This window comes from Janthinobacterium svalbardense, assembly GCF_002327145.1.
Taxonomy (GTDB): domain Bacteria; phylum Pseudomonadota; class Gammaproteobacteria; order Burkholderiales; family Burkholderiaceae_D; genus Janthinobacterium; species Janthinobacterium tructae.
Window position 1 is genome coordinate 4715759 of sequence record NZ_CP023422.1, and the last position, 13805, is coordinate 4729563.

16 protein-coding genes are annotated in these 13805 nt (G+C 62.0%); 2 read left to right on the top strand and 14 right to left on the bottom strand.

Annotated elements, in window-relative coordinates; genetic code table 11:
* Positions 1 to 24 precede the first annotated feature (24 nt).
* The 9 genes from tpiA to CNX70_RS20910 form a co-directional block, all read right to left on the bottom strand.
* Positions 25 to 774 (bottom strand): triose-phosphate isomerase, encoded by a 750-nt coding sequence (gene tpiA / locus CNX70_RS20875; RefSeq protein WP_096236674.1) that lies wholly within the window; start codon positions 772 to 774, stop codon positions 25 to 27.
* 72 nt (positions 775 to 846) lie between these two features.
* The gene (locus CNX70_RS20880; protein ID WP_096236676.1) at positions 847 to 1827 is read right to left on the bottom strand and encodes an NAD(P)H-quinone oxidoreductase; all 981 of its coding nucleotides are present in this window, start codon (positions 1825 to 1827) and stop codon (positions 847 to 849) included.
* Between the two features lie 73 nt (positions 1828 to 1900).
* On the bottom strand, positions 1901 to 2509 hold the full coding sequence (locus CNX70_RS20885) for a tetratricopeptide repeat protein (protein ID WP_096236678.1): 609 nt from the start codon (positions 2507 to 2509) through the stop codon (positions 1901 to 1903).
* Positions 2510 to 2571: 62 nt separating this feature from the next.
* On the bottom strand, positions 2572 to 2874 hold the full coding sequence (locus tag CNX70_RS29000) for a GIN domain-containing protein (protein WP_425269200.1): 303 nt from the start codon (positions 2872 to 2874) through the stop codon (positions 2572 to 2574).
* The gene (locus tag CNX70_RS20890; RefSeq protein ID WP_244198893.1) at positions 2784 to 3332 is read right to left on the bottom strand and encodes a GIN domain-containing protein; all 549 of its coding nucleotides are present in this window, start codon (positions 3330 to 3332) and stop codon (positions 2784 to 2786) included. Before CNX70_RS20890 ends, CNX70_RS29000 begins: the two co-directional genes overlap by 91 nt.
* A 108-nt stretch (positions 3333 to 3440) precedes the next feature.
* On the bottom strand, positions 3441 to 3650 hold the full coding sequence (locus tag CNX70_RS20895; RefSeq protein WP_096236680.1) for a hypothetical protein: 210 nt from the start codon (positions 3648 to 3650) through the stop codon (positions 3441 to 3443).
* A 154-nt stretch (positions 3651 to 3804) separates the two neighbouring features.
* Positions 3805 to 5751, bottom strand: coding sequence for a methyl-accepting chemotaxis protein (locus tag CNX70_RS20900; protein ID WP_167389703.1), 1947 nt, complete (start codon positions 5749 to 5751; stop codon positions 3805 to 3807).
* A gap of 121 nt (positions 5752 to 5872) precedes the next feature.
* On the bottom strand, positions 5873 to 6172 hold the full coding sequence (locus CNX70_RS20905) for a hypothetical protein (RefSeq protein WP_157751200.1): 300 nt from the start codon (positions 6170 to 6172) through the stop codon (positions 5873 to 5875).
* 6 nt (positions 6173 to 6178) lie between these two features.
* On the bottom strand, positions 6179 to 6874 hold the full coding sequence (locus tag CNX70_RS20910; RefSeq protein ID WP_096236684.1) for a hypothetical protein: 696 nt from the start codon (positions 6872 to 6874) through the stop codon (positions 6179 to 6181).
* Here CNX70_RS20910 and CNX70_RS28380 point away from each other — a divergent pair.
* Positions 6873 to 7082, top strand: coding sequence for a hypothetical protein (locus tag CNX70_RS28380; protein WP_157751202.1), 210 nt, complete (start codon positions 6873 to 6875; stop codon positions 7080 to 7082). The genes CNX70_RS20910 and CNX70_RS28380 overlap by 2 nt on opposite strands.
* Here CNX70_RS28380 and pnp read toward each other — a convergent pair.
* Together pnp and rpsO are read right to left on the bottom strand one after the other, a co-directional pair.
* On the bottom strand, positions 7079 to 9196 hold the full coding sequence (gene pnp, locus CNX70_RS20915; RefSeq protein WP_071076349.1) for a polyribonucleotide nucleotidyltransferase: 2118 nt from the start codon (positions 9194 to 9196) through the stop codon (positions 7079 to 7081). The two genes, CNX70_RS28380 and pnp, sit on opposite strands and share 4 nt — an antisense overlap.
* A gap of 221 nt (positions 9197 to 9417) precedes the next feature.
* Positions 9418 to 9687 (bottom strand): 30S ribosomal protein S15, encoded by a 270-nt coding sequence (gene rpsO / locus CNX70_RS20920; RefSeq protein ID WP_071076969.1) that lies wholly within the window; start codon positions 9685 to 9687, stop codon positions 9418 to 9420.
* A 185-nt stretch (positions 9688 to 9872) separates the two neighbouring features.
* Between rpsO and bamE the strand changes: the two genes are divergently transcribed.
* The gene (bamE, locus tag CNX70_RS20925; protein WP_096236686.1) at positions 9873 to 10370 is read left to right on the top strand and encodes an outer membrane protein assembly factor BamE domain-containing protein; all 498 of its coding nucleotides are present in this window, start codon (positions 9873 to 9875) and stop codon (positions 10368 to 10370) included.
* Positions 10371 to 10378: 8 nt separating this feature from the next.
* On the opposite strand, the gene CNX70_RS20930 is transcribed toward bamE, so the two are convergent.
* From CNX70_RS20930 to CNX70_RS20940, 3 genes are all read right to left on the bottom strand, one after another.
* The gene (locus tag CNX70_RS20930) at positions 10379 to 11923 is read right to left on the bottom strand and encodes a 2-isopropylmalate synthase (RefSeq protein WP_096236688.1); all 1545 of its coding nucleotides are present in this window, start codon (positions 11921 to 11923) and stop codon (positions 10379 to 10381) included.
* A gap of 48 nt (positions 11924 to 11971) precedes the next feature.
* On the bottom strand, positions 11972 to 12823 hold the full coding sequence (gene pssA / locus CNX70_RS20935) for a CDP-diacylglycerol--serine O-phosphatidyltransferase (protein ID WP_096236690.1): 852 nt from the start codon (positions 12821 to 12823) through the stop codon (positions 11972 to 11974).
* Between the two features lie 156 nt (positions 12824 to 12979).
* Positions 12980 to 13744, bottom strand: coding sequence for an SIMPL domain-containing protein (locus tag CNX70_RS20940; RefSeq protein WP_096236692.1), 765 nt, complete (start codon positions 13742 to 13744; stop codon positions 12980 to 12982).
* Positions 13745 to 13805: the final 61 nt, after the last annotated feature.

Below are 13805 nucleotides of genomic sequence, written 5' to 3' on the forward strand. Positions count from 1 at the left end.
ATTCCATTCTTAGTTTAAATTAATTCAATCAGCGGCGTGAATAATCGCCAGGAAATCCGCCGCCTTCAATGCCGCCCCACCGATCAGACCGCCATCGATATCCGGCATCGCCATCAATTCTTTTGCGTTCTCCGGCTTCATGCTGCCGCCGTACAGGATTTGCACGCCGGCGGCCGCTACCGCATTCTTTGTCGCCAGTTGCGCGCGCAATACCTGGTGCACATCCTGCGCCATTTGCGGCGTGGCTGTCTTGCCCGTGCCGATGGCCCAGACCGGCTCATAGGCCAGCACCAGTTTCGCCACGTCGTCGGCGGAAATCGCCGCCAGCACGACGCCCAGCTGCTGCGCCACGACCGCGTCGGTCTGGCCCGCTTCGCGCTGCGCCAGCGTCTCGCCGATGCAGACGATAGGCGTGATGCCCGCCGCCAGCGCGGCAACCGTCTTGGCCGCCACCTGTGCATCGCTCTCGCCGTGGTAGGCGCGGCGCTCGGAATGCCCGATCACCACATAGCCGCAGCCGAAATCCTGCAGCATGGCGACCGAGATTTCTCCCGTGTAGGCACCGCTGGCGTGCGCGGAAACATCTTGCGCACCCCAGCCAAGAGGCGAACCTGCCAATTGCGCCTGGCACTGCGCCAGATATGGCGCGGGCACACAGACGGCGCTGGCGGCGCCAGAGGCAGCCAGGCCAGCAACTATTTCAGACAATAACACCGCGTTCGAGGTGCGACTGCCGTTCATTTTCCAATTTCCGACGACGAGTTTGCGACGCATAGTAGCCTAAATTTTAATAACCCGTCATTCTAACCCCGGCACCGATGCCGGTCAAACAGGCAGCGCCCCGTTTCAGGCAACTTGCAACATGATCTTGCCCACGTGCGTGCTCGCTTCCATCAAGGCATGCGCCTCGTTGGCTTTTTCCAACGGGAAAGTCTGATAGATCACGGGCTTGATCTTGCCCGCCTCGATCAGCGGCCAGACGGTCGTGCGCAAGTGGTGCGCAATGGCGGCCTTGAAGGCGACCGGGCGCGGACGCAGGGTCGAGCCGCTGACGCTCAGGCGGCGGCGCAGCACTTGCCCCAGGTCCAGGGTGGCCTTGCTGCCGCCCTGCACGGCGATCAGGCCGATGCGGCCGTCGTCGGCCAGGCAATCGATCTCGCGCGGCAGGTAGTCGCCACCCACCATGTCGAGGATGACATCGACACCCTTGCCATCAGTTAACTCCTTGACGACGGCGACGAAATCTTCCGTGCGGTAATTGATGCCCCGTTCGGCGCCCAGCGCCTCGCAGGCGCGCGCCTTTTCATCGCTGCCGGCCGTGGCGAAGACGCGATGGCCGAGCGCAGCGGCCAATTGAATGGCCGCCACGCCGATGCCGGACGTGCCGCCCTGCACCAGCAAGGTTTCACCATCGGCCAGCGCGCAGCGGTCGAACACATTGCTCCACACGGTAAAGAAGTTTTCCGGCAAGGAGGCGCCTTCCAGCGCCGTCAAGCCTTTGGGCAAGGGCAGGCACTGGCCGCTTGGGGCGGCGCAGTATTCGGCATAGCCGCCGCCCTGCACCAGCGCACAGACCAGGTCGCCTTTTTTGAATTCAGTATTGCTCAAGTCGCCATCGACGACTTCACCCGCCACTTCCAGGCCCGGCAAGTCGGACGCGCCGGCGGGCGGCGCGTACTTGCCCAGGCGCTGCAGCACGTCAGGGCGGTTGATGCCGGCCGCGTGCACCTTGATCAGCAGTTCGCCCGCCTTGTATTGCGGCATGGGACGTTCCGCGATCTGCAAAACGTCGGCGGGACCTGGCTGGCTGATGGCAACTGCACGCATGGCGGGACTCTTTCAAGGGAAAACGGCGATTGTACGCCAAGCCGCCAGCCCTTGCAGACTGCCACCTCACCCGTCAGGCGCCACCCGTCTTCGACTGGCGCGGCAGCGGCGTGCCTGGCTTCCATTTGGCCGACAGGGCTTGTCCTTCCTCGACTTGCTCATGCGTCATCTTGCGCACCACGGCGGCGCGCTGGTCGGCCGCATTCGCGTTGCCATTCGCCGCCGCCAGGTTCCACAGCATGTAGGCGATGACGTTATCCTGCGGCACGCCGCCCATGTGGTAGCGGTACATCAGACCCAGCACCTGCTGCGCCTCCGCATGGTTCTGCTCGGCCGCCTTGCGGAACCAGCCGACGGCCTGCTTGTGATCCTGCAGCACGGCGTTGCCCGTGTAATACATGGCGCCCACCACGTACTGGGCATCGGCCTTGCCCTGCTCGGCCGCCTTGCGGTGCCAGAACATGGCTTGCTTGTAATCCTGCGGCAAGCCCCGTCCCATGTAGTACATCAAGCCCAGCAAATGCTGGGCATCGGCGTTGCCGGTCTTAGCAAGGGGTAATATTTCCTTGTAAGCCAGCGAGTAATTCTTGTTGTTGTAGGCGCTGGCGCCTTCGGCGAAGCCAGCCCGCGCGGGGTGCTGTATCGTCAACAGCATGAGTAATGTAATGATCAGTTTTTTCATCGGAATGGGATGTGGTCTGACTACTTGTTCTTGTCCTGCAGAAGGCCTGCGGCAGGATGCTTTTACTTCCAGCTAACTTTGCCCAGGCCCTCGACGCTGACATCGCGGTTGGCCGGCTTGCCGTACACCACCACCGAACCGAGTCCGCTCAGGTTCAGCTTGGCATTCGTATGGGCATTCACCGTGGCATTGCCGAGGCCGCTCAATTCCAGGTTGACGGCGTCCGCCTCGAATTGCTGCGCATTCAGGCTGCCCAGGCCGCCCAGGCTGGCTTTCAGGATGCGCCCGCGTCCGCCCAGCACCACCGAGCCAGCGCCCTGCAAGTCCAGCTCGGCGCGTTCATTGTTGCCGATCCAGAGCTGCATGCTGCCCACACCGCCCAGGCTGGCATTGAGCTTGCGGTAGTCGCCCACCAGCTTGATGCTGCCCGCCCTTCCAGCGACAGGGTCAGCTCTTCGCCCTTGAAACCCGTGATGTCCGTGCTGCCAAAGCCTTCCGAGCTCAGCTCGCGCAAGTTCGGCAAGACCAGGTCGGCGCGGATCGACGAGGGGCCGATCTTGAAGCCGCGCACTTCCGTCTCGATGTGCAGGGTGTCGCCGCTTTGCGCCGTGCTGACATCGGCGATGTAGCGCTTGTCGGCCGTGATGCTCAGCGAAGGCACGTTGCCCTGGCGAATGCGCACCTCCATCACGCCGTCGAGCTTGACGCGTACCACGCGCGCGTCGATGTTGCGCATTTCCAGCAAGCGGGTCTCGGCGGCCACGCCGCGCACCAGGCCAAAAGTCGCCAGGAACAGCAGCGCCAGTTGCAGTATCTTCTTCATGTAGTGCATCCTCGGTATCTTGTTTTTATGTATTGCGGCGCCCGCGTTGGGCGACCGGCATTGCCACTGGCTGCCACTGTAGCAGCAGCAAAAATTGCTGACAATCAATTATGCGAAACGGGCTTTTTCGGTAGCGCTCAGGCGCTTGGCCTTGACCACCACCACGTGCATGGCAGTCTTGCCCGCTGGCGCGGCCAGGGTGGCCGTGGAGCTGGCCACTTGCAGGGCCGGGGCGGCCGGGGCGATGGCGTAGCAGCTGGCGCCGAGCACGATGGCGGCGGCAACGGCGATGACTTCCATGTTTTTAGCGACGTTCATGTTGTTCTCCTCGGGTGTCTGGCAGTGGGCTTGCGGTATGGTGTCACTATAGCCATACCGCCCCCGGCCAACACGCCGATTGCGACGAACTGCGCTTTTGGCAGGCTGGCCTGACAAAAACGCGGATAAACGCGCAGGTCGCTACGCTTGCAACTTAAAACTCTTCCCACTCGTCGGCGCCGGACTTGGCTGCCTTGACGGGCTTGGCCGCCGACAGCGCGCGGGCCGGCGCACGTGGCACCGATGCGGCCGGCTTCGCCTTGAGGCGCGTCACGGGCGCGGGCGCTGCAGCAGGGCCGGCATCACCGAGGCGGAACATGCCGACGGCCTGCGCTAGGTCCACGGCCTGCTCCTGCAGGCTTTCCGCAGCAGCGGCGGCTTGCTCGACGAGGGCCGCATTTTGCTGTGTCATGGTATCCATGTGCGTGACAGCCGTATTGATCTCGCCGATACCGGCGCTCTGTTCGCGGCTGGCCACCGTGATCTCGCTCATGATGGTCGTCAATTGCTGCACCGAGGCCACCACCTGATCCATGGTCTGGCCCGCTTCATTGACGAGGCGCCCGCCCGCATCGACTTTTTCCACCGAGTCGCCGATCAGCTCCTTGATTTCCTTCGCCGCGCCAGCGGAGCGTTGCGCCAGGTTGCGCACTTCGGACGCCACCACGGCAAAGCCCCTGCCCTGCTCGCCCGCGCGCGCCGCCTCGACGGCCGCGTTCAAGGCCAGGATATTCGTCTGGAATGCGATGCCGTCGATGACGCCGATGATGTCGACGATCTTGCGCGAGCTTTCCTGGATGCCGGCCATCGTGCCCACCACTTGCTGCACCACGCGGCCGCCCTTGGCCGCCACTTCCGAGGCGGACATGGCCAGTTCGTTGGCCGCATGCGCGTTTTCCGCATTCTGCTTGACGGTCGAGGTCAGCTCATCCATCGAACTGGCCGTTTCTTCCAGCGCGCCCGCCTGCGCTTCCGTGCGCGAGGACAGGTCGGCGTTGCCGGCAGCAATATCGGCCGACTCGCTGCGCACCAGGGTGCTGATGCTGCGGATCTGCACCAGCACGGTGGCGATCTTTTCGACGAACAAATTGAAGGCCTTGGCGATCTGCGCCAGTTCGTCACTACCTTCCGCGTCGAGGCGGCTGGTCAGGTCGCCGTCGCCCGTGGCGATCGCTTCCATCGCATCGCGCACCAGGCCCAGGCGGCGCAGGGCGCGCGCCACCAGCACACTCAATACTGCGGCGGCCAGGGCCAGCACCAGCAAGGCCGTCAGGGCCGAGGCGCGCAGCATGGAGGTCAATGCTTGCGTCGCTTCCGCGCGGTCGAGCACGGTAGCCAGCAACCAGTCGCTGCCCGGCACTTTACTCACATGCAAGATGCCGTTACGTTCGCCGAGGCGAATGGCGGCGCCGTCGCCGCTCTTTTCGATATCGGCCAGCGCCTGCGCGCTCAGGCCCGGGTCCAGCTCGGCCAGCGGTTTCAGGGTCAGCTTGCCGTCAGGATGGGCGATGATCTTGCCGCCGCCATCGACGAGAAAGCCGTAGCTGGACGCCGTCGGCTTGATCGAGGCGACGTTTTGCACCACGGCATCCATCATCACATCGGCCGCCATCACGCCCGTCACGCTGCCCTTGCCGCCCAGCGGCTCGGCAAACGTCACCACCAGCTTGCCCGTGCTGGCACCGATATACGGCGCAGTGATGACGGGGCCGCCCGTTTCGGACGCCAGCTTGTACCAGGGCCGCGCCGTGGGATCGTAGTCGGCGGCACGCTGGCGCTCCTGCGAAAAGACGGCGTGCTTGTCGGCAAAGCCGATGTACGCCATGTCGAACGTGCCCGCCTGCTCGGCCGCCTTCAGGGCCGGCAGCGGATCGGCCGCCGTGGCGCCCTGCTTGAGCGAAGCGACGACAGCTTGCTTGGAACGCAGCCATTCGGCGATCGCCTGCGCGTGGCTGTGCGACAACTGCAGCATCTGCGTGTCGAGCGCGGCCAGGGTGCTGGAGCGCGTAGTGAAGAAATTGGCGATGGCCACAGCCAGCATGGCCAGCACGACGATGGAAACGGCGATGGCGATCAGCCGCGCCTTAAGGGAGGACAACATGGTGCATCCAATAAAAAAGGGGAAATCGGGAGGGATACACCATGGTCGGGGAATAAGATTTTGTCGTCAAGCAATACTGACTCTCAATTACCCAGAAACAACAATTGATACCAAATATTAATTACATCTCGCCGCGCAGCTTGCGCAAGGCGGGCGATTCGCCGCCCGTCGCTTCGATGCGGAAGCGGGCAAATGCCTGTTCCAGCTCAGGGTACTGGCGCAAGCCGCCTTCCGTAAAATAACGCCCGCCGGGGATATCGCCCCATGGCAGGGGCGCGCTCAAGGCGCCGCTGCCCGCCAGGGCCAGCAGCGGCTCGAGCGCGCTGCGCAAGTCGGCCACCTCCCCATCGAAGAGCGCCAGGCGCGCCAGCAACTGTTCCAGTTCGGTAGCAAGGGTTTGCAAGCGCTGCTGCTCCATCATCTCTCCTCAGTTCCTGATCGTGCCGATCAGCACAGGGACTGACCACAAGTTGCGATTTGGCAATAAATACTGTTGCGCCCCGCCACGGCGCCGCACCAGCCCGCCCAGCTCTTGCGTGGGCGCCACCGAGCTGACGAACACGTTCACCGTGCCCTTGGGCATGATCTGGTACACATCATACAGCGGCGCCTCGCTCTTCAGGGGCAAGCCGAAACAGTCGGCCAGGCTGGCGCACTGGCTAGATGCCAGCTGCAATTGCGCGCTGGTGGTGAAATACGGCGAATACGGCGACACATTCTGGCCATGCGGCACGATTTTTACCAGTGCGGCCGACGTGGCTTGCAAGTCGGGCAAGGTGCCGCCGGAAGCGAGCTGCTCGACCGCGCGCGCATAAATCGTCTCGGTCGGGGCGGCCGGGTCGGCGGCGCGCAGTTCGCGCAGGAACTGCTGTCCTGGTCCGCTATCGAGATAGGAGTCGATCGCTTCGCGCTGCAAGCCCGCCGTCTTGAAGGTGCTGAGGTCATTGATTTCGCGCGCGTGCACGGTGCGCAAGGCGTCGATATCCTGCGCCGGCATGGCCGTGGATGCGGCGGCGATGGGAATGGGCAGCGGCACCGGCATGGGCGCGTTGTCCAGCTGGGCCCGGACGCCGGGCGCGACGGCAAGCAGAAAGGCGGCGGCCAGCCCGCAGAATGTGCGCATGCTGCATCTCCTTGGAAGACTCGTTCAGGGGAAGATCCCCTCCCGAATCTACAAGGCGCACAACTGGCCAATGCGAGCTGGATCAAGGCCGATGCGCAAAGTGGCATCTACCTTGATGCAGCACAAACGCGGCGCAAAAAAAACCGCCAGGGCTTGCGCGCTGGCGGTTGTTGAGCATGCGGCCGAGGCCGCAGTCAGCCTGATTTAAGCGGCTGGCGCTTCGTTGCCTTCAGCAGCTTTCATCGACAGCTTCAGACGACCACGGTCATCCGTTTCCAGCACTTTGACGCGGACCAGCTGGCCTTCTTTCAGGTAATCGGCGACCGCGTTGACGCGCTCGTTGGCGATCTGGCTGATGTGCAGCAAGCCGTCTTTGCCTGGCATGACTTGCACGATGGCGCCGAAGTCCAGCAGTTTCAGCACGGTGCCTTCGTAGGTCTTGCCCACTTCGACGGAAGCGGTCAGTTCTTCGATGCGGCGCTTGGCTTCCTGGCCGGCAGCAGCGTCGACGGAAGCGATGGTGACCACGCCTTCGTCGCTGATGTCGATCTGGGTGCCCGTCTCTTCGGTCAGCGCGCGAATCACGGCGCCGCCCTTGCCGATCACGTCACGGATTTTTTCCGGGTTGATCTTGATGGTGATCAGACGCGGTGCGAAATCGGACAGTTCGGTTTTGACGTGCGGCATGGCTTTTTGCATTTCGCCCAGGATGTGCTCGCGGCCTTCCTTGGCTTGCGCCAGTGCCACTTGCATGATTTCCTTGGTGATGCCCATGATCTTGATGTCCATCTGCAGCGCCGTGATACCGTTGCGGGTACCGGCTACCTTGAAGTCCATGTCGCCCAGGTGATCTTCGTCGCCCAGGATGTCGGACAGCACGGCAAACTTGCCGCCTTCCTTGATCAGGCCCATGGCGATACCGGCCACGTGTTCTTTCATCGGCACGCCGGCGTCCATCAGTGCCAGGCAGCCGCCGCACACCGAAGCCATCGACGAAGAACCGTTCGATTCCGTGATTTCCGATACCAGGCGCACCGAGTAGCTGAACTCTTCAGCTGCTGGCAGGGCGGCGATCAGCGCGCGCTTGGCCAGACGGCCGTGGCCGATTTCGCGGCGTTTAGGCGTACCGACACGGCCCGTTTCGCCCGTGGCGAACGGAGGCATGTTGTAATGCAGCATGAACGAATCGGTGAACTCGCCCATCAGCGCATCGATCTTCTGGCTGTCGCGGGCGGTGCCCAGGGTAGCGACGACCAGCGCTTGCGTTTCGCCGCGCGTGAACAGGGCCGAACCGTGGGTGCGTGGCAGCACGCTGGTGCGGATCGAGATCGGACGCACGGTGCGCGTGTCGCGGCCGTCGATGCGTGGCTCGCCGTCGAGGATTTGCGTACGCACGATTTTCGCTTCGATGTCGAACAGGATGTTGTTCACTTCAGCGCTGTCGATCGACGCGCCGCCGTTGGCGGCAGCTTCAGCCGACAGATCGGCGATCACTTCCGACGTCGCTGCTTTCAGCTTGGCCGTACGCTCTTGCTTGTCCTTGGTTTGATACGCGTCATTGATCTTGGCGTTGGCGAAATGTGCGACGCGAGCGATCAGAGCTTCGTTTTTCGGCGCAGGCGCCCATTCCACTTCCGGCTTGCCGCCGTCACGCACCAGGTCATGAATCGCGTCGATGACGACTTTCATCTGGTCGTGGCCAAAGACCACGGCGCCCAGCATGATTTCTTCGGACAGCTGTTTCGCTTCCGATTCGACCATCAGCACGGCCGTTTCGGTACCGGCGACCACCAGGTCCATTTCCGACGTTTTCAGTTGCTGGACGGTCGGGTTCAGGATGTACTGGCCATTCGCGTAACCGACGCGCGCAGCGCCGATCGGGCCGCTGAAAGGCACGCCCGATACGCACAGGGCAGCCGAGGCGCCGATCATGGCGGCGATGTCCGGATCGATTTCAGGGTTGACCGACAACACGTGAATGATGACTTGCACTTCATTCAGGTAGCCTTCCGGGAACAGCGGACGGATAGGACGGTCGATCAGACGGGATGTCAGTGTTTCTTTTTCGGAAGGACGGCCTTCGCGCTTGAAAAAACCGCCCGGGATTTTACCGGCAGCATAGGTTTTTTCAACATAATCTACCGTCAAAGGGAAGAAATCCTGGCCTGGTTTGGCATCTTTGCGTGCCACTACCGTTGCCAGAACGACGGTATCTTCGATCGACACCAGCACTGCGCCGGATGCCTGACGTGCGATTTCGCCGGTTTCCAGGGTCACTTGGTGTTGACCGTACTGGAAGGTTTTCGTAACTTTGTTAAACATGGGGTATCCCTTTTCTAATTGCCGACAGATTTTCAGGGGCTGTCGTTCACCTCACCACAGGCGGTGGAAAAACCGTTGCCGCCTTTACTACTTTACTTTTAAAACATGATATCGGTAGGAGCATACTGCACTTACCGATATAAATCCGGAATTCAAATGACAAAATGCCCGCGTCAGCGAACTGGCGCAGGCATTTCTGTATAAACCTTGTACGGCAAAAATTACTTGCGCAGACCAAGTTTAGCGATCAGGTCGCGATAACGGGTAGCGTCTTTCGACTTCAGGTACGACAACAGGCTCTTACGACGGTTGACCATCATGATCAGGCCGCGGCGGGAGTGGTGATCTTTCGAGTGGGCTTTGAAGTGGCCGTTCAGTTCGTTGATGCGAGCTGTCAGCAGTGCAACTTGCACTTCAGGGGAGCCGGTGTCGTTTTGACCACGTGCGTTGTCCGCGATGATAGCGGCTTTGTTGATGTTTTCTACTGTCATGATAAACCTTTCACATGCGGTGCACAGAGTCTGAACCCTATCCACCGTGAACTACGATTATTAAAATACTGGCCTATGCTTCCAACCAGACGCGCAAGTATATCGGAAAAAAGCCCGCCTGTATCCTGCCGCGCGGCCTTTTCTCGGCGCATGATAGGATTTTCCTGTATTTCAGGAGGATAAACATGAAAAAACTGCTCAAACTAGCAACAGCTGTGCTGCTGGCCGTGCTGGCCGGCTGCGCCAACTGGAACGCTCCTCCGCCGCAAGCGGGCGAGCCGCGCGCCGCCGTGGAAGCGCGCCTGGGCCATCCCACGGCCATCTACCAGCTGGCCACGGGGCCGGAACTGGAATACGCCACAGGGCCGTACGGCCAGACCACGTATATGGCCCGCTTCGGCCCTGACGACAAGTTGATTTCCTACGAGCAAGTGCTCGACACGCCGGGCTTTGCCCGCATCAAGGTAGGCGTGTCGACCCAGCAAGACGTGCTGCACACGCTGGGCCGCCCAACGGAAACATCGTATCTGGCACTGCCGAAACTGCACGTCTGGTCTTACCGCTACAAGGAATCGGGCGTGTGGGATTCCATGATGCATGTGCACTTCGACCACGACGGCATCGTGCGCATGATGATGAACGGTCCCGACCCGGCCAAGGAAGAGCGCCGGTTTTTCTGGTGAAGACAGCCTTATGGCTGGGGATCGATCCGCTCATCTTTGGCGTGCAGTTTATTTAACGCCGACAAATACGCCTTGGCCGAGGCGACGATGATGTCCGGGTCGGCGCCCACGCCATTGACGATGCGCCCGTCGCGCGACAAGCGCATGGTGACTTCGCCCTGCGACTGCGTGCCCGTGCTGATGGCATTGACGGAGAACAACACCAGCTCCGCGCCGCTGGCGGCCGCGCTTTCGATGGCGTTGACGGTGGCGTCGACGGGGCCGTCGCCCTGCCCTTCGCAGCTGAGTTGCTTGCCGCCGACGAGGAATTCCACGCGCGCATGCGGCACGGCGCCCGTCGTCGACTGCTGCGTCAGCGCAATAAAACGGTAGTGCTCACTCTCCTGCGCCTGCTGTTCTTCGCTGACGAGGGCCATGATGTCTTCATCGAAAATCTCGGACTTGCGGTCAGCCAGCTCCTTGAAACGCAGGAAGGCGGCGTTGACTTCCGCCTCCGATTCCAGCGCGATGCCCAGCTCATGCAACCGCTGCTTGAAGGCATTGCGGCCCGACAGTTTGCCCAGGACGATCTTGTTGGCGGTCCAGCCCACGTCTTCGGCGCGCATGATTTCATACGTCTCGCGCGCCTTTAAAATGCCGTCCTGGTGGATGCCGGAGGCGTGCGCAAAGGCGTTCGCCCCCACGACGGCCTTGTTCGGCTGCACGGCAAAGCCCGTTATCTGCGACACCATTTTCGAGGCCGCCACGATTTGCGTCGTGTCGATGCCGACCGTCAAATTGTAATAGGCGGCGCGCGTGCGCAGCGCCATCACCACCTCTTCCAGCGCCGTGTTGCCAGCCCGCTCGCCGAGGCCATTGACGGTACACTCGATCTGCCGCGCGCCGCCGATCATGACGCCGGCCAGCGAATTGGCCACAGCCAGGCCCAGGTCGTTATGACAATGCACGGACCAGATGGCTTTATCCGAGTTCGGTATGCGTTCGCGCAAACGCTTGATGGTATTGCCGAAGATCTCAGGCACGGCGTAACCGACCGTGTCGGGAAAATTGATGGTAGTGGCGCCCTCGGCGATCACCGCTTCCAGCACGCGGCACAGAAAATCTTCGTCCGAGCGGCTGCCGTCTTCGGGGCTGAATTCGATATCGTCCGTGAACTGGCGCGCGTAGCGCACGGCGTTCTGCGCCTGCGTCAGCACTTGCTCGGGCGTCATGCGCAGCTTCATCTGCATGTGCAGGGGCGAGGTGGCAATGAAAGTGTGGATGCGCTTGCGCTCGGCAGGCGCCAGCGCTTCGGCGGCGCGCGCGATGTCGCGGTCGTTGGCGCGCGACAGCGAGCAGATGGTGGACTCGCGCACGGCGCCGGCAATCGCCCGTATCGACTCGAAGTCGCCTTGCGAGGCGGCGGCGAAGCCCGCCTCGATCACATCGACCTTCATGCGCTCGAGCTGCTTGGCGATGCGCAGCTTTTCCTCGCGCGTCATGGAGGCGCCCGGCGATTGCTCGCCGTCGCGCAAGGTGGTGTCAAAAATGATGAGTCGGTTGCTGGTGTTCATGACTGCTCCTGGCTGGCTGAAGACTGGCGACGCTACCGACTCAGCGCATTAATGCTCGGGGTCGGTCTGGATGATGCTGACGGGCTTGCCCTTCGCCATGCGCCAAAAAAACACGGCGTAGCCGGACAGGCCATAGGCGACGAAAATCGGGAACAGCACTTTCGGCGGGTCGATGGAAATGAGCGCAAAGAACAATGCCAGCAGGAATACCACGATGAAGGGCACGGACTTGCGGAAATTCACATCCTTGAAGCTGTAGAACGGTACATTCGTGACCATGGTCAGGCCGGAGAACAGGGCGATCGTCCACGATACCCAGGCCAGCTGGTTGCCGGCAAATTCCAGGTCGTTCATCAGCAGGATGAAGCCGGCCACCATGGCCGCCGCTGCCGGGCTGGGCAAACCCTGGAAGAAGCGCTTGTCGACCACGGCGATATTCGTGTTGAAGCGGGCCAGGCGCAAGGCGGCACCGGCGCAATACACGAAGGCGGCCAGCCAGCCCAGCTTGCCCATGCCGCGCAGCGACCATTCATAGATCACCAGCGCCGGGGCGGCGCCGAACGACACCATGTCGGACAGGCTATCGTACTGGGCGCCGAATTCGCTCTGCGTATTCGTCAGGCGGGCGATGCGGCCATCGAGGCCGTCGAGGATCATGGCAATGAAGATGGCCCAGGCCGCGTGTTCGAATTTCTGGTTCATGGCCATGACGATGGCGTAGAAGCCGCAAAACAGGGCTGCCGTCGTGAAGGCATTCGGCAACAGGTAGATGCCGCGGCGGCGCAAGGTTTTCTTGCCACTGCCATCGGTCACCGGCTGGCGCACGAATTTGCTGAAGCGGGACGCTTTGGATGCTGCAGGAGTGCCGTTCTTGCCTCTACGACGGGGGAAGTTTGCCATGTTGTTCCATATCTTGTGTACTGCGGGGATTCGGTGCCAGATGGCAGGCGCATTCATCTTGCGGCATGCACCTGCCGATCTTGCCATTATAGAGGAGCCACCGCCAAAGAAAAGCGCGGCGACGTCAAGCTGGCAATATTGACGCTTGTTCAAACATTATTTGAACTTGATCTTGGCCACCAGGCCCATGTTCAGCGTCGTTTCGCCGGCCTCAAAACTCGGCTCGGCCACCTGGTTGCCGCCATAACCCATGGAGTCGGCACTCATGTTGCGCGCCCCCGTCACGCTGACGCGCTGCGCATAGTTGCCCGAACCTTCAAAATCGATGGTGTCGATCACGGCGTCATTGACATTGCGGCCCATGGCGCCGGCAATGGCGGCCACGCGTTCATTCAGGTTCTTGTAGGCGGCGGCGATGCGCTGGTCGTCGAGCTTGCGGATGGTGGCGGGCGCCAGGCCGAAGTTCAAACGGTTCAGGGTCAGTACGCCTTGTGCTGCGGAAACTGTTTTCGGCAAGGCGGCCAGATTCGTCGTCGTCACCTGCAAGTACTGGCCCACTCGCCAGCCCGTAGCTACGCGCGGCTTGGCGGAGACACCCGGCGGCAAGGGCGCCGTTTCCGGGTACACGGCGTACGTGTAGTAGCCCTGGGTCTTCAGCACGGCTTGCGGGTCGGCTTTCTTGACGATGGCCGCGCCCTGGTTCATCTTCTGGTTCACGCGCGAAGCGGCGGCGGCCTTGTCCTTGTCCTGCTCTTCGATGGCCAGGGTGACGGTCACCTGGTCGTTCGCATGCACCACTTCGCCATTCGCGGGCACCACCACGAGGGTGCCGAGGGTGGCAGAGGCGGGCAAGGTCTGGGCGTGTGCGCTCAGGGCAACGGTAGCGGCGGCCGCAGCCAGCAGCGATTTCATGACGGTCATAGTGTTCTCCTGGAAAATGGGGGGGGGCAAAAACGATCATGGGGCCAACAGCCCCATGATT